The sequence below is a fragment of the Sinisalibacter lacisalsi genome, assembly GCF_014640115.1.
GTDB classification, from domain to species: Bacteria; Pseudomonadota; Alphaproteobacteria; order Rhodobacterales; family Rhodobacteraceae; genus Sinisalibacter; species Sinisalibacter lacisalsi.
Genome location: NZ_BMGI01000002.1, coordinates 736,869 through 757,599 on the forward strand (window position 1 = coordinate 736,869; position 20,731 = coordinate 757,599).

Here is a 20,731-nt window from a genome sequence, read left to right on the forward strand (position 1 = left end):
CTTACCTCACGATGGTTCCGGTGCGGCGGATCTTGCGCTGGAGCTGGAGCACCCCGTAGAGCAGCGCTTCCGCCGTGGGCGGGCAGCCCGGCACGTAGACGTCGACCGGGATCAGCCGGTCCACCCCGCGCACGACCGAATAGGAATAATGGTAGTAGCCGCCGCCGTTGGCGCAGGAGCCCATCGAGATCACGTAGCGCGGCTCGGGCATCTGGTCGTAAAGCTTGCGGATCGCCGGTGCCATCTTGTTGGTCACAGTGCCGGCCACGATCATCAGGTCCGACTGGCGCGGCGAAGCGCGCGGCGCGGTGCCGAAGCGCTCGAAATCGTAGCGCGGCATGGCGCCGTGGATCATCTCGACGGCGCAGCAGGCGAGCCCGAAGGTCATCCAGTGCAGCGAGCCGGTGCGCGCCCAGTTGATGATGTCGTCGGTGGTGGTGAGCAAAAAGCCCTTGTCGGCGAGTTCCTCGCCCAGCGCCTTCGCGCCGGCTTCCTTGTCGGCCCCGGCCGTATTGGCCCCGGTCATCACTCCCATTCCAGCGCCCCCTTCTTCCATTCGTAGGCAAAGCCGATCGTCAGCACGGCGAGGAACACCATCATCGACCAGAAGCCCAGCAACCCGACATCCTTGAACGCCACCGCCCATGGAAACAGGAAGGCGATCTCGAGATCGAAGATGATGAACAGGATCGACACGAGGTAGAACCGCACGTCGAACTTCATGCGCGCGTCATCGAAGGCGTTGAAGCCGCATTCATAGGCCGAAACCTTCTCCGGGTCGGGGTTGCGCACCGCCAGCACCGCGGCCGCGATCAGGAACACCAGCCCGAGGGCGACGGCGACGGCCAAGAATATCATGATCGGGAGGTATTCGCGAAGAAGGTCTTCCACGTGAGGCTCCTTTGGCGGGGTGACCCGCAAGAGTTTCGCTCGTCGTGCGCGGTTTACTCCCGGGGGTCGGGGGGGTCAACCGAACCGCGTTCACATTCCACACGGCGAATATCTTTGCGAAACGGCCGGATCGACGGATCTTTTTCCCTTTGTATCCGATTGTTTACCGCACATTCCGCCGCGCCCGCGCCGCGCGGACCGGCCGGAACGCTCCGGCAGGCCGATGGATTTTTTCGCAGCTGCAGCACGAAATGCTCACCCCAGCGCCACGCGGATCGCGCAAACCAGCATCGCCAGCGTCACCGGGCCCCACAGGCGGCGTTCGGGAATCGACGGAGTCGCGAGGTTCATCGCCGCCGAAAGCGCCGAAACCGCCACCACTGCCCAGACCAGCCAGAGCGGCGGCGCGGGGCTGACCAGCCCGGCCCGGCCGAGCATGACCAGGGCGAAGACCGCGATCAGCCCGCCTTGCAGCAACGCGGCGAAACGCATCGGCAACGGGAATCGTCCCGGGAACCGCCCGCCCATCGCCAGGTGCCCCCAGGGCGCGCCGAGCGCCATCGCGATCTGGAATGCCACCACGACGAGGGCAAGCAGGGCATAGAGAATGGCCGCCCCGGTCAGCATGGCGACCGGTGCCCCGGCACGCGACTGGAAGTCGTCATTAGTGCTTTCACTTATCGAACCTTTTTTGCCGATTAATGGCGAACAAATGTAACAATCATTTCACTTTAACGACTTTTCCTCATGCTGGCGCATCGCCGCCCGATGCGCCGCGGCGCTTTCCTCGGAAAAGCAGCACAGGATGATCCGCCCCGGTTGCGAGCCGCTGTTCTGCCAGGCCAGAACCTCGCGCACCGCGATCGCCGCCGCAAGCCCGGCCGGGTAGCCGTAAACCCCCGTCGAGATCGCGGGAAAGGCGATGCTGTCGCAGCCCGCCGCCTCGGCGAGCGCGAGCGATTGACGGTAGCACGCGGCCAGCAACGCCGCCTCCCCCGCACCGCCGCCGCGCCAGACCGGCCCGACGGTGTGAATCACGTGGCGCGCCGGAAGATCGTAACCCGCCGTAAGCCGCGCCTCACCGGTCGGGCAGCCGCCGAGGGTTCGGCATTCCGCCAGCAGCCCGGGCCCGGCGGCACGGTGAATCGCGCCATCCACACCCCCGCCGCCAAGCAGGCTCTCGTTCGCCGCGTTGACGATCGCATCCACCGCAAGCGTGGTGATATCGGCCACGATGATCTCGACACTCATGCGCACCCTTCCTTCCTTGCCGCGCCTGATAACCCGGCGCGGGTTTCTATCGGCGCCTCCTCCGGCCCCCCGGCCAGTCTCCGCGCGGCAAGTCTATCGCCGGTGGCATCGGCGCACAAACCCACTGGCCCCGCCCGCGCCCTTGCGCTATTTCCCTCCGCGATGACCCAGACACTCACGATCCGCCGCCCCGACGACTGGCACCTGCATCTGCGCGACGGCAGCATGCTCAAAGCCGTCCTGCCCGAAACCGCGCGCCACTTCGCCCGCGCCATCGTGATGCCGAACCTCGTGCCCCCGGTGGTCACCGCGGCCGACGCCGCCGCCTACCGCGCGCGGATCATGGCGGCGCTGCCCGAGGGGATGGCGTTCACCCCGCTGATGACGCTCTACCTCACCGAGGAAACCGATCCGGCGGACGTGAAAGCCGCCGCCGAGAGCGGGCTGGTGACGGCGGTGAAGCTCTACCCGGCGGGCGCCACCACCAACTCGGCCTCCGGCGTGCGCGACTTCGACAAGGTGCGGCCGGTGCTCGAAACCATGGCCGAGATCGGCCTGCCGCTCTGCGTGCACGGCGAGGTGACGACGCCGGAGGTGGATATCTTCGACCGCGAGGCGGTGTTCATCGAAACCGTGCTCGATCCGATCCGCCGCGCCACGCCGGGCCTGCGGGTGGTGATGGAGCACATCACCACGCGCGACGGGGTGGATTACGTGGCCGCCGGCGGCGATGATCTCGGCGGGACGATCACCACCCACCACCTGATCATCAACCGCAACCACCTGCTGGTGGGCGGCATCCGCCCGCATTACTACTGCCTGCCCGTCGCCAAGCGCGAGGAGCACCGGCTGGCGCTGCGCGCCGCCGCGACGGGGGGCAACCCGCGCTTCTTCCTCGGCACCGATTCCGCGCCGCACCTGACGCATCTCAAGGAGCACGCCTGCGGCTGCGCCGGGGTGTTCTCGGCGACCAACACGATGTCGTGCCTCGCCGAGGTGTTCGAGCAGGAGGGCGCGCTCGACCGGCTCGAAGGCTTCGGCGCGCTCAATGGCCCCGCCTTCTACCGGCTGCCGGCGAACGAGGAGACGATCACGCTCACCAGGGGCGATCCGGTCGCCTACCCGCCGGTGATCGAAACCGACGATGGTCCGGTGACCCTGTTCGACCCCGGCTTCCCGCTGCACTGGCGGGTCGACTAGGATGGGATGGGCGCGCAGGCAGATCAGATCCTTGAGAGGGCCACGCCACCGCCCCGCCCACCGGGGAAGCCCAGCCGCCGTCGAGATCAGCACCGAAATCGGCGCCCTGCTGGAGCGGAACGAGCGGCCACAGGCACTCGAGCGATTCCGTGAGGCGATCCGGGGCGGTGCGCCGCTGCCGTATCCCGATGATCACCTGAAAACCCTGCGAGCGGCCAACGATACCGACAGCGCGCGCGCGCTCGCGCGCGACTGGGCGCCGCAGGGAGCCTGGACGCCGGGGCAGATTGCGCACGCCGCCAAGGTGCTTTTTGACCTCGGCGACCGGGAACAGGCCCTGCACCGCCTGGCCGAGGCTTGCGCGCGGCACCCGCGGGCGCGCGGGCTCGCGCTGACACGGGCCCGCCTGCTGATGCTCGACGGGCAGCGCGACGCCGCGATCGCCGCCTACGAGGCGATACCGGACATTCCCGCAAAGCGGGCGCGGGAGGTCTCCCTGATCCTGCGCGCCCTGCGCGAGGAACGGGTGACCGCGCTCGGGTTCGAGCTGTCGGTGCCGGCGCGGGTGGTCCCGCCCGGGATGCTGCTCGGGCTGATCCGGGGCCGGTACGAAACCGCCGAGCGGCACGGCGCCACCAACGGCCTGCGCCCGGGCGACCGGGTGCTGGAACTGGGCACGGGCATCGGCATCATGGCGTTGTCGCTCTTTCGCGCCCAGCCCGGGCTCGACATTCTCTGCGTCGAGGCCAACCCGGTGCTGGAACCGGTGATCCGCGAGAATTTCGCGCTGAACGGCTGCCCGGCAAAGCTCGAGATCGGTGTCGCCGGGCTCAAGGACGGACAAACCGCCTTCCACGTCGAGGCGAATTTTCATGCCAGCGGCACCGCGCCCCGCGCCACCCAGGCCACGCGGATCGAGCAGCGCGAGATCGACACCAACCGGCTGATCGACGGGTTCCGCCCCACGGTTCTCGTGCTCGACATCGAGGGCAGCGAGATCGCCCTGCTGCCGAGGTTGACTCTGGACGGCGTGCGCCGGATCGTTGTCGAGTTCCACCCGGCCATCAACACCGCGCAGGAGATCAGTCAGACCGTGGCGAGCCTTCTGGCGCAGGGATTCCTGCTCGACTTGCGGCAGGGAAAAGGACAGGTCCTGGTTTTTGACCGGGGCGATGAAAGAACCGAAACGATGCACGAGAGGCCTGCACCATGATCCCCTCCGCCTTCCCCGACAAATCCGAAATCGCCCGGCTCTCGGCCCGGATGCTGCTCGAGATCGGCGCGGTGAACTTCAGCCCCGAGGATCCGTTCATCCTCGCCTCCGGCCTGCCCTCGCCGACCTATATCGACTGTCGCAAGCTGATCTCCTACCCGCGCATCCGCTCGACGCTGATGGATTTCCTCACCATCACGGTGATGCGCGAGGCGGGGTTCGAGGCGTTCGACAACATCGCCGGCGGCGAAACCGCCGGCATTCCCTTCGCCGCCCTCGTCGCCGAACGGCTGGCGCTGCCGATGACCTACGTGCGCAAGAAGCCGAAGGGCTACGGCCGCAACGCCCGGATCGAGGGCGCGATGGCCGAGGGCGAGCGGGTGCTGCTGGTCGAAGACCTCACCACCGACGGCGGCTCCAAGCTCTCCTTCGTCGACGCGATTCGCGAAACCGGCGCCAGTTGCGGGCATACGGCGGTGATCTTCTACTACGGCATTTTCCCCGAGACCGAGAAAACCCTTGGAGATCATGGCGTTCAGCTTCACCACCTGTGCACCTGGTGGGACGTGCTGGCGGAAGCCAAGGCCCAGCGCGTGTTCGACGCGGCCACGCTGGCGCAGGTCGAGGCCTTCCTGAACGACCCGCGCGGCTGGCAGGAAGCGCATAAAAAACGCTGATTTTCCGGCCCCGTCCGGCGGGGATTTGCGCAAGATGCAGCGGCACCGGCGACGCTGAACGCCAGATGTGGTAAGCTTGTCGCCTCAAGCGGGTTATCCACAGGATATCCAGATTGCCGGGGCGCGCAGCGGGGCCTATGACCGTCGCGCAGAGGGGGACTCCATGAACGACGCCACGCCGATCAAGAACGCGGAAGGCCCGGAAACCGGCGCGATGCCGCACAACATCGAAGCCGAACAGCAGCTTCTCGGCGCGATCCTGACCAACAACGAGACCTACGACCGCGTCGCCCAGATCCTGCGGCCCGAGCATTTCTACGAGCCGGTGCACGGGCGCATCTTCGAAGAGGCCGCGCGCCGGATCACCGCCAACATGCTGGCCTCGCCGGTGACGCTGAAAGCCTATCTCGCCGATGACGAGGGGCTGAAGGAGCTGGGCGGCGCGGCCTATCTCGCCCGCCTCGCCGGTGCGGCGATCTCGTCCTTCGCGGCGCAGGATTACGCCCAGATGATCTACGAGATGCATCTGCGGCGCGAATTGATGCAGCTCGGCACCGAGATCTCCTCCACCGCCGCGCGCATGGCCGATACCGGCACCCCCTCCGAACAGATCGTCGAGGCCGAGCAGGCGCTCTACAAGCTGGCCGAAACCGGGCAGACCTCGAAAGGCTTCCAGAGCTTTCTCAACGCCGTGACCGACGCGGTGAAGGTGGCCAACGCCGCCTACCAGCGCGACGGCGGGCTGGCGGGCACCTCGACCGGCCTCACCGATCTCGACAAGAAGCTCGGCGGCCTGCACCGCTCCGACCTTCTGATCCTCGCGGGCCGCCCCTCGATGGGGAAAACCTCGCTCGCCACCAACATCGCCTTCAACATCGCCAAGGCCTACAAGAAGGGCAAGTTGCCCGACGGCGGCGACGGGGCGATCAACGGCGGCGTCGTGGGGTTTTTCTCGCTCGAGATGTCGGCCGAACAGCTCGCCGCGCGGATCCTCTCCGAAGCCAGCGAAGTACCCTCCGAGCAGATCCGCCGGGGCGACATGACGGAAGGCGAGTTCCGCCGCTTCGTCGAGGCCGCCAAGGCGCTCGAAGCCTGCCCGCTCTTCATCGACGACACGCCGGCGCTGCCGATCAGCCAGGTGGCCGCCCGCGCCCGGCGGCTCAAGCGGATGCACGGGCTCGACGTGCTCTTCGTCGACTACCTCCAGCTCCTGCGCCCGGCGACGGCCAAGGACAGCCGGGTGAACGAGGTTTCGGAGATCACGCAAGGTTTGAAGGCGATCGCCAAGGAACTGGATATCCCGGTGGTGGCGCTCTCGCAGCTGTCGCGCCAGGTCGAAAGCCGCGACGACAAACGCCCGCAGCTGAGCGACCTGCGCGAATCCGGCTCGATCGAGCAGGACGCCGACGTGGTGATGTTCGTGTTCCGCGAGGAATATTACGCCGAGCGCGAAAAGCCCTCCGACGACAAGCTCGACGCGATGGCCGAATGGCAGGACCGGATGGAACGGTTGCACGGCCGGGCCGAGGTGATCATCGGCAAGCAGCGCCACGGGCCGATCGGCAACGTCGAGCTGAGCTTCGAGGGCCGCTTCACCCGGTTCGGCAACCTCGTCAAACCGTGGCAACAGGGCGACGGAGGGTTCTGAGCGTGACGATCCACGAGTTCATGGCCGCCTACAAACGGGTCTGGGAGGGGCAGGACAGCGCGGGTTTCGCCGCGCTCTTCACGCCCGACGGTCGCTATCACAACACCCCGTTCCAGGTGCAGGAAGGGCCGGAGGCGCTCGCCGCCTACTGGGACCGGATCAAGCTGCAGGACGATATCTCGCTCAGCTACGAGGTGCTTGCCGAAACCGCTACCGGCGGCGTCGCGCACTGGCACGTGGAATACCAGGTCGCCTCGGAAGAGCTGTTCGAGATCTGGGCAAAATCCACCGGCACCGCCCTGCCCCCGCGCAGCCCCGGCGATCCACTGCCCCGGATGATCCTCGACGGCACGCTCACCGCGGCGTTCGGCCCCGACGGGCTGGCGCGCGAGGTGCGTATCTGGTGGCACTCGATGCCGCAACCGGCCTGAGCCCGGCGGCGCGTGAGCCGAGGATGCGGCCGCGCGCCCGCACGATGGCAAGCCCGAGATGGCCGAGGCAGGCGAGATCGAGGATCACCATCAGCAGCCAGGTTTTCGTCAGCGTGAGCCCGACGACCGCGACGGTCAGCACCAAGACGATCACCACCTGCCCCGGGCGCACCCGCAGCGCCTTGGGTGCGAGCGTTTTCAGCTTCGAGACCATCAACAGCGCCACCAGCCGGTGACGGATCGCCCCCAGCCGCCGAGGTCGCGGGCCACTTGCCGAGGCCGGACCCGGCCCCTAATCTCGCGTCATGATTGCACCGGCCATCCTCTTGTTCGCCTCGATATCCGCGCTGCTCGTGGCCGTTCTGCTGCCCGGCTGGTCCGATCTCGTGCTGGTGGCCGGCCCCGCGGCCCTCGCCAGCCTCTACCTGCTCCTGCGGGCGTGGTCCGCGCCGGACAGGGTGGCGCCGGACTGGGTGATCCGATGGCTCCAACGTGATGCACTGGCGCAATGAGACCCCCGATCTCGACACCGTGCGCGCGGTGCTCGCCCATGTCGCGAGTCTCGGGATGACCCCCGGCGTGGTGTTCGACGCCAATGCGGGCTACCTGCTGTTCGGTCGCCATCACAACGACCGCGCCTTCAGCGCGCGCCTCGGCCTGCCGCTCGACCGGGTGATGGTGGTGCCCAAGGGCACGCCGGCCGACCCCTTCATCCTCACCGCCGCGCGCGATCTCGGCGCGCGGATCGTGACCAATGACCGGTTTCGCGACTGGGCGGGTGATTTTCCCGAGGTGCAGACCCCGGGCTATCTCCTGCGCGGGGGCTTTCGCGAAGGGCGGCCCTGGCTCGAACTCGGCCCGCAGCAGGCGGAATGAAACGAAAAACGCCGCCCCGGGGGGCGGCGCTCCTCGATTTAACGCGTTGCCAGCCTCAGCGCGCGAGCTTCCACAGGCCCGGCACCACGAGGGCGGCCAGAACCAGCTTGAGCGCGTCGCCCGGCAGGAACGGCAGCATGCCCTTTTCGACCACCCAGGCGAGGCCATGCTCGGCGGCGAAGAGATGCGCCATCCAGCCAAGGCCCACGGCATAGATGATCGCGGTGCCTACGAGCATCGCGCCCGCCATCCCGGCAACGGACTTGTCCCAGCCGCGACGAGCGAGCAGGCCCATGGCGGCGGCGGCCAGCGCGAAGCCTGCGAGGAAGCCGCCGGTCGGCCCGGCGATATAGGCGAGCCCGGCCGCCTCGCCGGTGAACACGGCAAAGCCCGCCGCGCCAAGCGCGAGGTAGCCCAGAACGCTCATCAAGCCGAGGCGCAAGCCGAGGCCCGCGCCGAGGGCGAGCACCGCGAAGGTCTGCATCGTGATCGGCACCGGCCACATCGGCACGCGGATCTTGGCGGCCAGCGTCAGCAGCGCGATGCCGCCGAGCACCAGCGCCACCTCTTTCGCGGCGCGCGCGGCGCCTGCCTGCGGCCCGAAGGCTTCGCCCAGCACGCGGTTCATGGTAACGGCCATGGGTCTCTCCCCTTGTTCAATTCGTCCCGGCAGTTTTGCCCGAGCGGCGCGCGCGGCGCAAGGGTGTTGGCGGCCACGGCCGGGCGCGGATGCGGAAATCTTGCAAAGCTGCGAAGCGGGTTATGCAAATATTCCGGGGCAGCCCCCGTCGCGGCGCCGTTCAAGCGGTTTCGTAACCGCTTGCCACGGCGGTTGGAACCGCCGTCGCTCATGCCGGTCGGAAATCCGAGATCGAAACGTAGTCCTTGCGCGGCCCGCAGACCTTCCAGATCATCCGCCAGTGCGGCCAGCGGGTGAAATTGTAGGTGACATCGTAGGCGTCGGGGTCGCAGTCGTGCCAGTCCTGCACCACCCGCGCGGCAGGGTCGATGCGATGGAAGGGGCGGCCATCCTCGAACAGCACGGCGATCCCCGCCCCGTCCTGCCGCCACAACAGCTTTCGCCGCGCCGCCATCGGCGGTTCCTGCGGCAGCCGCAATTCGCCCACCTCCGAGTAGAGCAGCCCCTCGGCGTCGGGGGTAAACCGCGCCACGCCCTCGAACAGCCCGGTGGTGTCCATCCAGGCATCCTCGATCCGGCGCGCGATGCGCCAGCGCCCCGTGAAGTCATCCAGTTGCGGCATGCGGCCCGCCTTGTTCAAATCCCGCCGCCAGTCTATGACGCCCGCGACGCCCAAACAAACCGAAAGGCAGCCGCCGATGATCCCCCGTTATGCCCGCCCCGAGATGACCGCGATCTGGGAGCCCGCCACCAAGTTCCGCATCTGGTACGAGATCGAGGCGCATGCCTGCGACGCGCAGGCCGATCTGGGCGTGATCCCGAAGGCCAACGCCGAAGCGGTCTGGAAGGCCCGCGACGTGGAATTCGACGTCGCCCGGATCGACGAGATCGAGGCCGTCACCAAGCATGACGTGATCGCCTTTCTCACCCACCTCGCCGAACATATCGGCGCCGACGAGGCGCGCTTCGTGCACCAGGGGATGACCTCGTCGGACGTGCTCGACACGACCTTCAACGTCCAGCTCGTGCGCGCCGCCGACATCCTGCTCGCCGACATGGACAAGCTGCTCGCGGCGCTGAAAAAACGTGCCTTCGAGCACAAGGACACGGTGCGCATCGGCCGCTCCCACGGCATCCACGCCGAGCCGACCACCATGGGGCTGACCTTCGCGCGCTTCTACGCCGAGATGGACCGCAACAAGAACCGGCTGGAAAAGGCCCGCTGGGAAGTGGCCACCGGCGCGATCTCGGGCGCGGTCGGCACCTTCGCCAACATCGATCCGGCGGTGGAGGAGCACGTCTGCGAAAAGCTCGGCCTGCGCCCCGAGCCGATCTCCACGCAGGTGATCCCGCGCGACCGCCACGCGATGTTCTTCGCCACGCTGGGGGTGATCGCCTCCTCGATCGAGAACGTCGCCATCGAGATCCGCCATATGCAGCGCACCGAGGTGCTGGAAGCGGAGGAATTCTTCTCCAAGGGCCAGAAGGGCTCGTCGGCGATGCCGCACAAGCGCAACCCGGTGCTGACCGAAAACCTCACCGGGCTGGCCCGCCTCGTGCGCATGGCGGTGGTGCCGGCGATGGAGAACGTGGCGCTCTGGCACGAGCGCGACATTTCGCACAGCTCGGTCGAGCGCGGCATCGGCCCCGATGCCACGATCACGCTCGATTTCGCGCTGAACCGGCTCGCGGGCGTGATCGACAACCTCGTGGTCTATCCCGAAACCATGCTCGCCAACATGAACAAGTTCAAAGGCCTGGTGATGAGCCAGCGGGTGCTGCTGGCGCTCACCCAGGCCGGCGTCAGCCGCGAAGACGCCTACCGCCTCGTGCAGCGCAACGCGATGAAGGTCTGGGAACAGGGCAAGGACTTCAAGACCGAGCTTCTGGCCGACGCCGAGGTGACGGCGGCGCTCAGCCCGGCCGAGATCGAGGAGAAATTCGACCTCGGCTACCACACCAAGCACGTGGACACGATCTTCAAACGCGTGTTCGGCGAAAGCTGATCGCGCGCGCGTGATCGAACGCGGCGGCGAAATATGCTATCCTGACCTTCCATAACAGGGAGTTCGGATATGAAAGCGATCAAGCTTCTCGCCGCCGCCTTCTTCGCGCTGATGCCCGCCGCGGGCTTCGCGATGTGCTCGGAGCACAAGGAATCCGCCAACGTCTGCGCCACCGGCATGAGCTGGGACGACGAAAAGCAGGCCTGCGTCGAGATCGTTTCGAGCTGAGCGCAGCGGCCGTTCCGGCCTGCGATCCGGCGTCTTTTTCTCGCGTCGGATCAGCCGCGTAAGCCGGTTGTTAACCCGCGCCTGCCAGTCTCTGCCCACCGCGAGAGGCCAGGAGGAATGAGGTGACGACCGCGCTGCCCGCCATCGGGAACGATCCGCTCGCTCCCGGCGCGCTCGATGTTCCCGGCGGGGCGGCCGGGGGCCTCGCCGCGCCGAGGAAACTCTCGCGCAAGCAGAAGGCCGCGATCATCGTGCGGCTCTTGCTGGCCGAAGGGGTGAAGCTCTCGCTCGCCGACCTGCCCGAGGCGCTGCAGGCCGAACTGGCCCAGCAGATCGCGACGATGCGCTTCGTCGACCGGGTGACGCTCAAGGCGGTGATCGACGAATTCGTGGCCGAGATCGAAGACGTGGGCCTGTCGTTCCCCGGCGGGCTGGAGGGCGCCCTTTGGGTGCTCGACGGCACGATCAGCGCCGCCACCGCCAGCCGGATCCGCAAGGCGCGCGGCATCGTCTTTCACGGCGACCCGTGGAGCACCATTGCCGCGCTGGCGCCCGATCGGCTGATGCCGGTGCTGGAGGAGGAAAGTGTCGAGGTGGCGGCGGTGCTGCTCTCCAAGCTCAAGGTCTCCACCGCCGCCGACCTGATCTCGCGCCTGCCCGGGCCGCGCGCCCGGCGCGTGGCCTATGCGGTGTCGCTCACCGGCGCGATCGAGCCGCAGGTGGTGGAGCGGATCGGCCGCTCGCTCGCCGAACAGCTCGACGCCCAGCCTGCCAGGGCTTTCTCCGAGGGGCCGGTGGAGCGCGTCGGCGCGATCCTGAACTTCGCCTCCGGCGCCACCCGCGACGAGGTCTTGCAGGGGCTCGACGAGGAAGATGCCGCCTTCGCCGAGGAGGTGCGCAAGGCGATCTTCACCTTCGCCAACATCCCCGCACGGATCGATCCGCGCGACGTGCCCAAGATCACCCGCGAGGTCGATCAGGCGGTGCTCATCACCGCGCTGGCCGGCGCCACCGGCGCACTGACCCCATCGGCGGAGTTCATTCTCGAGGCGATGTCGAAACGGATGGCCGACCAGTTGCGCGAGGAGATGGAAAACCTCGGCACGGTCAAGCCGCGGGAGGCCGAGGAGGCGATGAACGCCGTGGTCAACGCGATCCGCGAACTGGAGGCGGCGGGAGAAATCCTCCTGATCGCGGACGATGAGTGAGGGCTGACCCCGCTTGCGGCGCGCGTGGCACCGCAGCCAAATCCGATGGCACCGCCGCCGCCCTGGCCCGACCGCACGGCAAAGAAAGCGGCACCCTCCCCTCTTCATCCTGGCCGAAATACCTCGGGGGGGTCCGGGGGGCAGAGCCCCCCGGCCCGGATCGCCCCGGGCGCAGACCGGGGCGGCCTGGGCTTGTGCCAAAAACCCGCCGGGTCCAGGCGGCGGCCATCCGGTCTCGACGGGCAAGCGGGTCTCATGCGGGTCAAACCGCTGCGCACCCGCCCCCCCCCCCCCCCCCCCCCCCCCCCCCCCCCGCCAACGGCTGAGGCACGCCGACGCCGCTTGTGCATTGCGGCTCTGCGCACAGGGTCATAAGGTCGGCCCATGCGCAGACCCGTTCCCCCCATTCCACGCCCGATCGCGAGCACGGCATGAAGGCGCTGTCGCCGGTGGGCGCGGGCATCGGGCTCTATCTCCTCGCCGTCCTGAACATGACGGTGATGGACATCTTCGCCAAGACGCTGACCCAGGAATTGCCGGTGGTGCAGGTGGTCTGGGCGCGCTACGCGGGCCAGACCATCCTCGTCACGGTGCTGCTGCTGCCCCGGCTCGGGCAGGTGGTGCGCACGCGCCACCCCTGGCTGCAGTTCCTGCGCTCGCTGTTCCTGCTCATCGCCACCACGATGTTCTTTTTCGCGATCAGCCGCCTTGGGCTGGCCGAGGCGACGGCACTGATGAACGTCAACCCGGTGCTGATCACGCTCGGGGCGGCGCTGTTTCTCGGCGAGCGCATCGGGATGCGCCGGGTGTTCGGCATTCTCGCGGCAATGACCGGCGCGCTGATCGTGATCCGGCCGGGCACCGATGTGTTTTCGCCCAACGCGTTCTTCGCGCTGGCGGGCGCGGTGTTCTACGCCGGGTTCGCGCTCGTCACCCGCTTCGTCGGCCGGGGCGAAACGGTCTGGACCTCGCTGTTCTACACCGCGCTTCTCGGCGCGCTGGTGCTCTCGGTGGTGGTGGTTCCGGTCTGGCAGACGCCGAGCCCGCGGGCGGCGATGATGATGCTGGCGATCGGCGGGATCGCGGCGCTCGGGCAGTTCCTGCTGATCCGCGCCTTCATGCTGGCCGAGGCCTCGCTCGTCGCGCCCTTCTCCTACGCCGGGCTGCTGTTCGCGACGATCTGGGGCATCCTGTTCTTCGACGAGTGGCCCGACGCGGCCACCATCTTCGGCGCGATGATCATCGCCGCGGCCGGGGTTTACGTCTGGCACCGCGAAACCCGCGATGCGCGGGCCCGGCGCGAGGCCGAACTCAGCGCGGAGTGAAGGCGGCGAGGATGGCGCCCGGCCCTTCCTGCTGCACGATGACCGCGTAGTTGCCCGAGGTGGGCAGGTCCGCCACCGCTTCGAAATCGCCCTCGCCGGTCCAGTGCCCGAGCCGCTGCCACGAGGTAACGATATTGACATAGGTGAAGGTTTCGCCGGCATTCTCGCCCTTGCGGATCTCGACGGTCGCCTGCGGCGTGAACACGACGAGATCGACGGTCATCCGCCCCATCGCCGCACCGGGCGCAAGGACGCGGCAGTTGATTCGCAGCTCGCTGCCGGCCGCCTCGGCCTCGATCGCCACCGGCGCATGCTTCTCGCCATGCGCCTGCAGCAGCCCCGCCACCTTCATCGGCTTGAACCCGACCACGTGATCGACACCGCCGATCACCATTTGCGGCGTGTAGATCGAGCCATGCCCCGCGGCGCGGGCATAGCCCTTCTGGCGCGCGGTGTATTCGGGCTGCGCGAAGCTGTCGGCCCAGCCGATGTAATCCCAGTAATCGACATGCAGCGCCAGCGGCAGCACATCGTCGCGCGCCGCCAGTTCGGCGATCATCTTGTCGGCGGGCGGGCAGTTGGAACAGCCCTGCGAGGTGAACAACTCGAGCACCACGAGCGGTTTTTCGTCGGCCCAGGCGGTGGAGGCGACAAGGCCCGCGAGGGCGGTCGTGGCAGCTAGGAGAAAGGATCGCATCTGGGCTCGTTTCCGTTTGATCGACCTCTACCTAGACCAGCCCCCCCTCACCTGCCAATCAAGGTTTTGCGAGAGTTTGAAATTCGAAGCCGCGCGCCGGCGATTGCATAACGGTGTGCAATGGTATACATTCCCGTCAACCGCCCCTTGCGCCGCCTCGGCAAACGGGGCACATCAGCGCCCAAGCTTTCGTTACGTCAAGGGAGACCCAGATGCCCATCATCGTCGGCCAGGATACCGCAAACACCCGCAAGACGCTCAGCGCCGGAGGCGCCACCATCGCCTATTACTCGATCCCGGCCGCCGAAGCCGCCGGGCTCGGCGCGTTTTCGCGCCTGCCCGCCGCGCTCAAGGTGGTGCTCGAGAACATGCTGCGTTTCGAGGATGGCGGCCGCACGGTGAGCGTGGACGACATCAAGGCGTTTTCCGACTGGGGCAAGCAGGGCGGCCAGAACCCGCGCGAGATCGCCTATCGCCCCGCGCGCGTGCTGATGCAGGATTTCACCGGCGTGCCGGCAGTGGTCGACCTCGCGGCGATGCGCGACGGGATCAAGGCGCTCGGCGGTGACGCGAAGAAGATCAACCCGCTGGTGCCCGTCGACCTCGTGATCGACCACTCGGTGATGATCGACGAATTCGGCAACCCGCGCGCCTTCCAGATGAACGTGGATCGTGAATACGAGCGCAACATGGAGCGCTACCAGTTCCTCAAGTGGGGCCAGACCGCGTTCGAGAACTTCCGCGTGGTGCCGCCGGGCACCGGCATCTGCCACCAGGTCAACCTCGAATACCTCGGCCAGACGGTCTGGACCGACAAGGACCAGAACGGCGAGGAGGTTGCCTATCCCGACACGCTGGTGGGCACCGACAGCCACACCACGATGATCAACGGCGCCGCCATTCTCGGCTGGGGCGTCGGCGGCATCGAGGCCGAGGCCGCGATGCTCGGCCAGCCGATCTCGATGCTGATCCCCGAGGTGGTGGGCTTCAAGCTCACCGGCGCGATGACCGAGGGCACCACCGGCACCGACCTCGTGCTCAAGGTGGTCGAGATGCTGCGCGCCCATGGCGTGGTCGGCAAGTTCGTGGAATTCTATGGGGAAGGCCTCGACAACCTGCCGCTTGCGCAGCGCGCCACCATCGCCAACATGGCGCCCGAATACGGCGCCACCTGTGGCTTCTTCCCCGTCGACGACGAAACCCTGCGCTACCTGCGCCAGACCGGCCGCGATGAAGACCGGATCGCGCTGGTCGAGGCCTATGCCAAGGAAAACGGCTTCTGGCGCGGCCCGGACTACGACCCGATCTATTCGTCGACGCTCGAACTCGACATGGGCGAGATCGTGCCCGCGATCTCCGGGCCGAAGCGGCCGCAGGATTACCTGCCGCTCGACACCGCCGCGCGCGCCTTCGAGGATGTGGTCGCCGAGTATCGCGGCATCGACATTTCCGCCGATGCGAAAGACATGGCCGACGAGGGCCCTGTGCCCACCAAGCCCGTCAACCTGCACAAGACCGCGAAGGTCGAGGGCGAGGATTACGAGCTGCGCGACGGCTCGGTGGTGATCGCCTCGATCACCTCCTGCACCAACACCTCGAACCCCTACGTGCTGATCGGGGCCGGCCTCGTCGCGCGCAAGGCCCGCGCGCTAGGCCTCACCCGCAAGCCCTGGGTGAAAACCTCGCTCGCGCCGGGCTCCCAGGTGGTGACGCAATACCTCGAAGCGGCCGATCTGCAGGACGATCTCGACGCCATCGGCTTCAACCTCGTCGGCTACGGCTGCACCACCTGCATCGGCAACTCCGGGCCGCTCCAGCCCGAGATTTCCAAGGCGATCGCCGAAAATGACCTGATCGCCACATCGGTGCTCTCGGGCAACCGCAACTTCGAGGGCCGCATCAGCCCCGACGTGCGCGCCAATTACCTCGCCTCGCCGCCGCTGGTGGTGGCCTATGCGCTCGCCGGCGACATGAACATCGACGTCGCCAACGAGCCGCTGGCGCAGACGCCGGACGGCAAGGACGTCTACCTGCGCGACATCTGGCCCACCGACGCCGAGATCGCCGAACTGGTGGAGCGGGTCGTCACCCGCGAGGCGTTCCAGTCGAAATACGCCGACGTGTTCAAGGGCGACGAGAAGTGGCAGGCGGTCGAGGTTTCGGGCGGCGAAACCTACGATTGGCCGCCGCAGTCGACCTATATCCAGAACCCGCCCTACTTCCAGGGCATGGCGCCCGAGGCGGGCACGATCTCGGATATCGAGGGGGCCCGGGTTCTGGCGGTGCTGGGCGACATGATCACCACCGACCACATCTCGCCCGCCGGCAGCTTCAAGGCCGATACGCCCGCCGGCAAGTATCTCATCGAGCGGCAGGTGCCGCTGCGCGAGTTCAACTCCTACGGCAGCCGGCGCGGCAACCACGAGGTGATGATGCGCGGCACCTTCGCCAATATCCGTATCCGCAACGAGATGCTCGATGGCGTCGAAGGCGGCTACACCAAGGGGCCGAACGGCGCGCAGACCTCGATCTACGACGCCGCCATGGCCTACCAGGCCGAGGGCACGCCGCTGGTGGTGTTCGGCGGCGAGCTTTATGGCGCGGGCTCTTCGCGCGACTGGGCGGCGAAGGGCACCAACCTGCTCGGCGTCAAGGCGGTGATCGCCGAGAGCTTCGAGCGAATCCACCGCTCCAACCTCGTCGGCATGGGGGTGATCCCCTTCGAGTTCACCGGCGGCGACACCCGCAAGTCGCTCGGCCTCACCGGCGAAGAGACGATTTCGATCACCGGCCTCGAAGAGGGCTTCGCGCCGCAGGCCGAGGTGCCCTGCACGATCACCTACGCCGACGGCACGGTGAAGGAGATCACCCTGAAATCGCGCATCGATACCGGGGTCGAGAAGGAATACGTCGAGAACGGCGGCGTGCTGCACTACGTGCTGCGCAACCTCGCCAAGGCGTGAGCCGTCCGGCAGCGTGACAAAGGCAAGCCCCGGGCAGCACGCCCGGGGCTTTTTCGTCAGCTCATCTGCGCGCCCCGCCCGGGCCGAAGGCGTGCCCCCGGCCGCCTGAATCGTGCTCAGGCCAGCGCCGTCACCACGATGTCGGCCGGGTCGAGCCCCGGGTCGCCGGCGAGGCGCGCCACGATCACGCCGTTCACCGCCACGGCGGTGGTGTCGGTGGCGGGGTCATGGGTGAGCGTGGCTTGCGGCCAATCGCCGGGCGCAAGCCCGAACAGGGCGGCATCGAGCAATTGCAGGTGAAGCGCATCGGTCGCCGGGTCGAAATCATCGAGCCGCGCGGGGGTGTTGGCGTCGGGCATGTCGAACAGCGCGTAGGATGCCGGCTGCTGCCCGGTTTCAACCGGCTCGGGGCGAAACAGGTTCTCGCGCATCGGGCGGGTCATCGCGCCGTGGCGGCGCCGAGGCGGCCGCGCTCGCTGGCCGGTGCGGCCGTGGTCTGACTCATGGTTCCAGGTCCCGTTTTCATCCCCGACACAATCGCGGGCAAACCGGGCGATTTGTGGGAGAAACGGGGGTTATTGCGCGAATTCACCACGCGTCGGAAACACTCTGTCTCCGCTTCGGCCCGGATTCGGTAAGGAAAACTTAACCAGCCCATGCTAGATCCGGGGCATGACCAGACGCATTCCCATCCCCGCCCTCGAAGCCCTTGCCCTTGCCGCTTTCATCGCCGCGCTCTGGCTCGCAGGCTGAAGGTGCAAACGCCCCCGTCGCCGGGGGCGCTGCCTTATTCCACCACCCGGGCGCTTTCGATCACGTCCGGGCTGTCGGTCACCGCGCCGTTGCGCCCGGTGCCGCGCTTGATCGCCTGCACCACCTCCATGCCGGAAATCACCCGGCCAACGGCGGTATACTCGCCGTCGAGGTGCGGCGCCTTGTCGAACATGATGAAGAACTGCGAGTTGCCCGAGTTGGGATCGGCCGACCGCGCCATGCCGACCACACCAGCCACGAAGGGCTCTTCCGAGAACTCCGCCGCCAGGTCGGGGTAGGACGACCCGCCCGCCCCCGCGCGCGACAGGTCGCTGCCGGCACGGCCGAACTGGACGTCGCCGGTCTGCGCCATGAAGCCGTCGATCACGCGGTGAAACACCACGCCGTCATAGGCCCCCTCGCCCACCAGGGCGAGGATGCGCTCGGCGTGGTTCGGCGCCAGGTCATCGAACAATTCGATCACCACCTCGCCCTCGGCCTCGCCCGAGATCGTCAGCGCCACCTGCGGCCCGTCGCCGGGCGGGGCGGTGACCACCTGCGGTGCGGAGCCGGGCACGGTGAGGAAATAGTAGAGCGCGATCAGCCCCACACCGGCCAGAAAGATGATCCAGGCGATCAGCCGCGACCGGCCGTTGCGCGCGCCCCGCTGATCGCCCGGTTCGAGATCAGGCATCCGCCGCCACCTTCACCGAGATCATCTTGTCGGGGTTCGCGGGCGGCTCGCCACGCACGATCTTGTCGACATGCTCCATCCCCGAGATCACCCGGCCATAGACGGTGTATTGGCCGTTCAGGAAATGGTTGTCGCCGAAGTTGATGAAGAACTGGCTGTTGGCGCTGTTGGGGTTCTGCGACCGGGCCGCTCCCAGCGTGCCGCGATCATGCGGCAGCTTGGAAAACTCCGCCGGCAGGTCGGGCAGGTCGGAGCCGCCGGTGCCGGCGCGGCGCAGATCGCCGCCGGCGTCGACATTGCCGTGCTCGACGTCGCCGGTCTGGGCCATGAAGCCGTCGATCACCCGGTGAAACACCACGCCGTCATACTTGCCCGCGCGTGCGAGCTCCTTCATCCGCGCGGCGTGCTGCGGCGCCACGTCGGGCAGCAGCTCGATCGTCACGGTGCCATCCTTGAGTTCGATGAGAATGGTGTTTTCGGGGTCCTTGATCTCGGCCATTGGGGCGCTCCTGTGCATTTCGTTGGCCGAAACCTATGCGCGCGCGCGTCGGAGGAAAAGGCCCATCGGGCGGCGACGCCGTTAGATTTTCGTTTCAGGCAAGAAAAAAGAATTTGCCCGCCCGCGCATTTGCCTCATTGACCCATCGGCCCCCGATCGTGTCTTTGACCCGTGACAGACTGCACGGGAGAGAGCGATATGGCCTGGAAAACCCTTGATGACATGGATCTGGCCGGCAAGGTTGTGCTGGTGCGGGTGGATATCAACGTGCCGGTGGACGATGCCGGCAACGTCACCGACGCAACCCGGATCGAACGGATCGTGCCGACGGTGACCGATATCGTCGCCAAGGGCGGCAAGCCGGTGCTGATGGCGCATTTCGGCCGGCCCAAGGGCCAGGTGGTGCCGGAGATGAGCCTCAAGACCATCGTGCCGGCGCTGGAAGCGGCCTTCGGGATGCCGGTGAAATTCGCCGCCGACTGCATCGGCGGCCCGGCCAAGGAGGCGGTGAGCGCGCTTGGCGACGGCGAGGTGCTGCTGCTGGAGAACACCCGTTTCCACAAGGAAGAGACAGAGAACGACGCGGTCTTCGCCGCCTCGCTGGCGGCGCTCGCCGATGTCTACGTCAACGATGCCTTTTCCGCCGCGCACCGCGCCCATGCCTCGACCGAGGGCATCGCCCGGCTGCTGCCGGCCTGCGCCGGGCGGCTGATGCAGGCGGAGCTTTCCGCGCTTGAAGCCGCGCTCGGCAACCCGGTGCGCCCGGTGGTGGCGGTTGTCGGCGGCGCCAAGGTTTCGACCAAGCTCGACCTTCTGGGCAACCTCGTGGGCCGGGTCGATCACCTCGTGATCGGTGGCGGCATGGCCAATACCTTCCTTGCCGCGCAGGGCATTGACGTGGGCAAGTCGCTCTGCGAGCACGATCTGGCCGACACCGCGCGCGAGATCCTCGAAAAGGCCGGCGCCGCGGGCTGCGAGATCATCCTGCCGACCGACGTGGTGGTGGCGCGCGAGTTCAAGGCCGGGGCGGCGAACGAAACCGTGGCCGCCGACGCCTGCCCGCCGGACGCGATGATCCTCGACGCCGGGCCCGACAGCGTGGCGAAGATCAATGCCACGCTCGACCGCGCCAAGACGCTGATCTGGAACGGCCCCCTCGGCGCCTTCGAGATCGAGCCCTTCAACGCCGCCACCAACGCCGCCGCCGCCCATGCCGCGGCGCTCTCGAAGGCGGGCGAGCTCACCTCGGTTGCCGGCGGCGGCGATACCGTCGCGGCGCTGAACCAGGCCGGGGCGGCGGAGGATTTCACCTATATCTCCACCGCCGGCGGCGCCTTCCTCGAATGGATGGAAGGCAAGGATCTGCCGGGCGTGGCCGCGCTCGACCAGGGCTGACCACGCCAACCAGACGGCAAAGAGGCGGGCCCGCGGCGGCCCGCCTCTTTCGTGCCGCGAAATAGCGCTACCACGATTGAACCGCTCCGCCGCGCGGCCTACAAAGCCCCGACACCAGCCATCAAAGGGGGCAGAC

24 protein-coding genes are annotated in these 20,731 nt (G+C 67.7%); 14 read left to right on the top strand and 10 right to left on the bottom strand.

Going from position 1 to position 20,731, the window contains the following annotated elements:
- Position 1 precedes the first annotated feature (1 nt).
- The 4 genes from IEW01_RS09420 to IEW01_RS09435 all read right to left on the bottom strand — a co-directional run bounded on the left by IEW01_RS09420 (position 2) and on the right by IEW01_RS09435 (position 2,142).
- Positions 2-535, bottom strand: a complete 534-nt coding sequence (locus tag IEW01_RS09420) for a NuoB/complex I 20 kDa subunit family protein (RefSeq protein ID WP_188527351.1) — start codon at positions 533-535, stop codon at positions 2-4.
- Positions 526-891, bottom strand: coding sequence for an NADH-quinone oxidoreductase subunit A (locus IEW01_RS09425; protein ID WP_188527352.1), 366 nt, complete (start codon positions 889-891; stop codon positions 526-528). The genes IEW01_RS09420 and IEW01_RS09425 overlap by 10 nt, the downstream gene beginning before the upstream one ends.
- Before the next feature lie 255 nt (positions 892-1,146).
- Complete coding sequence (locus IEW01_RS09430) at positions 1,147-1,518, bottom strand: hypothetical protein (protein WP_188527353.1); 372 nt, start codon at positions 1,516-1,518, stop codon at positions 1,147-1,149.
- A 99-nt stretch (positions 1,519-1,617) separates the two neighbouring features.
- Positions 1,618-2,142 (bottom strand): O-acetyl-ADP-ribose deacetylase, encoded by a 525-nt coding sequence (locus tag IEW01_RS09435; protein WP_188527354.1) that lies wholly within the window; start codon positions 2,140-2,142, stop codon positions 1,618-1,620.
- A gap of 162 nt (positions 2,143-2,304) precedes the next feature.
- Between IEW01_RS09435 and pyrC the strand changes: the two genes are divergently transcribed.
- From pyrC to IEW01_RS09465, 8 genes are all read left to right on the top strand, one after another.
- Entirely contained in the window at positions 2,305-3,342 is a 1,038-nt protein-coding gene (pyrC, locus tag IEW01_RS09440) for a dihydroorotase (protein ID WP_188527355.1), read from the top strand.
- 31 nt (positions 3,343-3,373) lie between these two features.
- Positions 3,374-4,555: an FkbM family methyltransferase gene (locus IEW01_RS09445; RefSeq protein WP_188527356.1), complete on the top strand. Its 1,182-nt coding sequence runs from the start codon at positions 3,374-3,376 to the stop codon at positions 4,553-4,555.
- A complete protein-coding gene (locus IEW01_RS09450; protein WP_188527357.1) occupies positions 4,552-5,232 on the top strand; it encodes an orotate phosphoribosyltransferase in 681 nt (226 codons plus the stop codon). The genes IEW01_RS09445 and IEW01_RS09450 overlap by 4 nt, the downstream gene beginning before the upstream one ends.
- 163 nt (positions 5,233-5,395) lie before the next feature.
- On the top strand, positions 5,396-6,880 hold the full coding sequence (locus IEW01_RS09455) for a replicative DNA helicase (protein WP_188527358.1): 1,485 nt from the start codon (positions 5,396-5,398) through the stop codon (positions 6,878-6,880).
- Positions 6,881-6,882: 2 nt separating this feature from the next.
- The gene (locus IEW01_RS09460) at positions 6,883-7,311 is read left to right on the top strand and encodes a nuclear transport factor 2 family protein (protein ID WP_188527359.1); all 429 of its coding nucleotides are present in this window, start codon (positions 6,883-6,885) and stop codon (positions 7,309-7,311) included.
- 113 nt (positions 7,312-7,424) lie between these two features.
- Entirely contained in the window at positions 7,425-7,547 is a 123-nt protein-coding gene (locus IEW01_RS17765; protein WP_268236814.1) for a hypothetical protein, read from the top strand.
- Positions 7,548-7,616: 69 nt separating this feature from the next.
- A complete protein-coding gene (locus tag IEW01_RS17685; protein WP_229738163.1) occupies positions 7,617-7,823 on the top strand; it encodes a hypothetical protein in 207 nt (68 codons plus the stop codon).
- Positions 7,807-8,187: a hypothetical protein gene (locus IEW01_RS09465; protein WP_229738164.1), complete on the top strand. Its 381-nt coding sequence runs from the start codon at positions 7,807-7,809 to the stop codon at positions 8,185-8,187. The genes IEW01_RS17685 and IEW01_RS09465 overlap by 17 nt, the downstream gene beginning before the upstream one ends.
- A 55-nt stretch (positions 8,188-8,242) precedes the next feature.
- On the opposite strand, the gene IEW01_RS09470 is transcribed toward IEW01_RS09465, so the two are convergent.
- Positions 8,243-8,827: a biotin transporter BioY gene (locus tag IEW01_RS09470; RefSeq protein WP_188527360.1), complete on the bottom strand. Its 585-nt coding sequence runs from the start codon at positions 8,825-8,827 to the stop codon at positions 8,243-8,245.
- 208 nt (positions 8,828-9,035) lie between these two features.
- Positions 9,036-9,449: a DUF6314 family protein gene (locus tag IEW01_RS09475; protein ID WP_188527361.1), complete on the bottom strand. Its 414-nt coding sequence runs from the start codon at positions 9,447-9,449 to the stop codon at positions 9,036-9,038.
- A 76-nt stretch (positions 9,450-9,525) separates the two neighbouring features.
- On the opposite strand from IEW01_RS09475, the gene purB reads away from it, so the two are divergent.
- The 4 genes from purB to IEW01_RS09495 all read left to right on the top strand — a co-directional run bounded on the left by purB (position 9,526) and on the right by IEW01_RS09495 (position 13,594).
- Positions 9,526-10,833: an adenylosuccinate lyase gene (purB, locus tag IEW01_RS09480; RefSeq protein WP_188527362.1), complete on the top strand. Its 1,308-nt coding sequence runs from the start codon at positions 9,526-9,528 to the stop codon at positions 10,831-10,833.
- A gap of 69 nt (positions 10,834-10,902) precedes the next feature.
- Positions 10,903-11,061, top strand: coding sequence for a hypothetical protein (locus tag IEW01_RS09485; protein WP_188527363.1), 159 nt, complete (start codon positions 10,903-10,905; stop codon positions 11,059-11,061).
- A gap of 122 nt (positions 11,062-11,183) precedes the next feature.
- Positions 11,184-12,269: a flagellar motor switch protein FliG gene (locus IEW01_RS09490; RefSeq protein ID WP_268236815.1), complete on the top strand. Its 1,086-nt coding sequence runs from the start codon at positions 11,184-11,186 to the stop codon at positions 12,267-12,269.
- A gap of 431 nt (positions 12,270-12,700) precedes the next feature.
- Positions 12,701-13,594, top strand: a complete 894-nt coding sequence (locus IEW01_RS09495) for a DMT family transporter (protein ID WP_188527364.1) — start codon at positions 12,701-12,703, stop codon at positions 13,592-13,594.
- Here IEW01_RS09495 and IEW01_RS09500 read toward each other — a convergent pair.
- Positions 13,581-14,291, bottom strand: coding sequence for a DUF1223 domain-containing protein (locus IEW01_RS09500; RefSeq protein ID WP_188527365.1), 711 nt, complete (start codon positions 14,289-14,291; stop codon positions 13,581-13,583). The genes IEW01_RS09495 and IEW01_RS09500 overlap by 14 nt on opposite strands.
- Before the next feature lie 212 nt (positions 14,292-14,503).
- On the opposite strand from IEW01_RS09500, the gene acnA reads away from it, so the two are divergent.
- Complete coding sequence (acnA, locus tag IEW01_RS09505) at positions 14,504-17,254, top strand: aconitate hydratase AcnA (RefSeq protein WP_188527366.1); 2,751 nt, start codon at positions 14,504-14,506, stop codon at positions 17,252-17,254.
- A 116-nt stretch (positions 17,255-17,370) separates the two neighbouring features.
- On the opposite strand, the gene IEW01_RS09510 is transcribed toward acnA, so the two are convergent.
- From IEW01_RS09510 to IEW01_RS09520, 3 genes are all read right to left on the bottom strand, one after another.
- Complete coding sequence (locus IEW01_RS09510; protein ID WP_188527367.1) at positions 17,371-17,697, bottom strand: hypothetical protein; 327 nt, start codon at positions 17,695-17,697, stop codon at positions 17,371-17,373.
- Between the two features lie 344 nt (positions 17,698-18,041).
- A complete protein-coding gene (locus IEW01_RS09515; protein WP_188527368.1) occupies positions 18,042-18,701 on the bottom strand; it encodes a peptidylprolyl isomerase in 660 nt (219 codons plus the stop codon).
- Entirely contained in the window at positions 18,694-19,200 is a 507-nt protein-coding gene (locus tag IEW01_RS09520) for a peptidylprolyl isomerase (RefSeq protein WP_188527369.1), read from the bottom strand. Before IEW01_RS09520 ends, IEW01_RS09515 begins: the two co-directional genes overlap by 8 nt.
- Positions 19,201-19,398: 198 nt before the next feature.
- Here IEW01_RS09520 and IEW01_RS09525 point away from each other — a divergent pair, with 198 nt between their 5' ends.
- Positions 19,399-20,595, top strand: coding sequence for a phosphoglycerate kinase (locus tag IEW01_RS09525; RefSeq protein WP_188527370.1), 1,197 nt, complete (start codon positions 19,399-19,401; stop codon positions 20,593-20,595).
- Positions 20,596-20,731 lie beyond the last annotated feature (136 nt).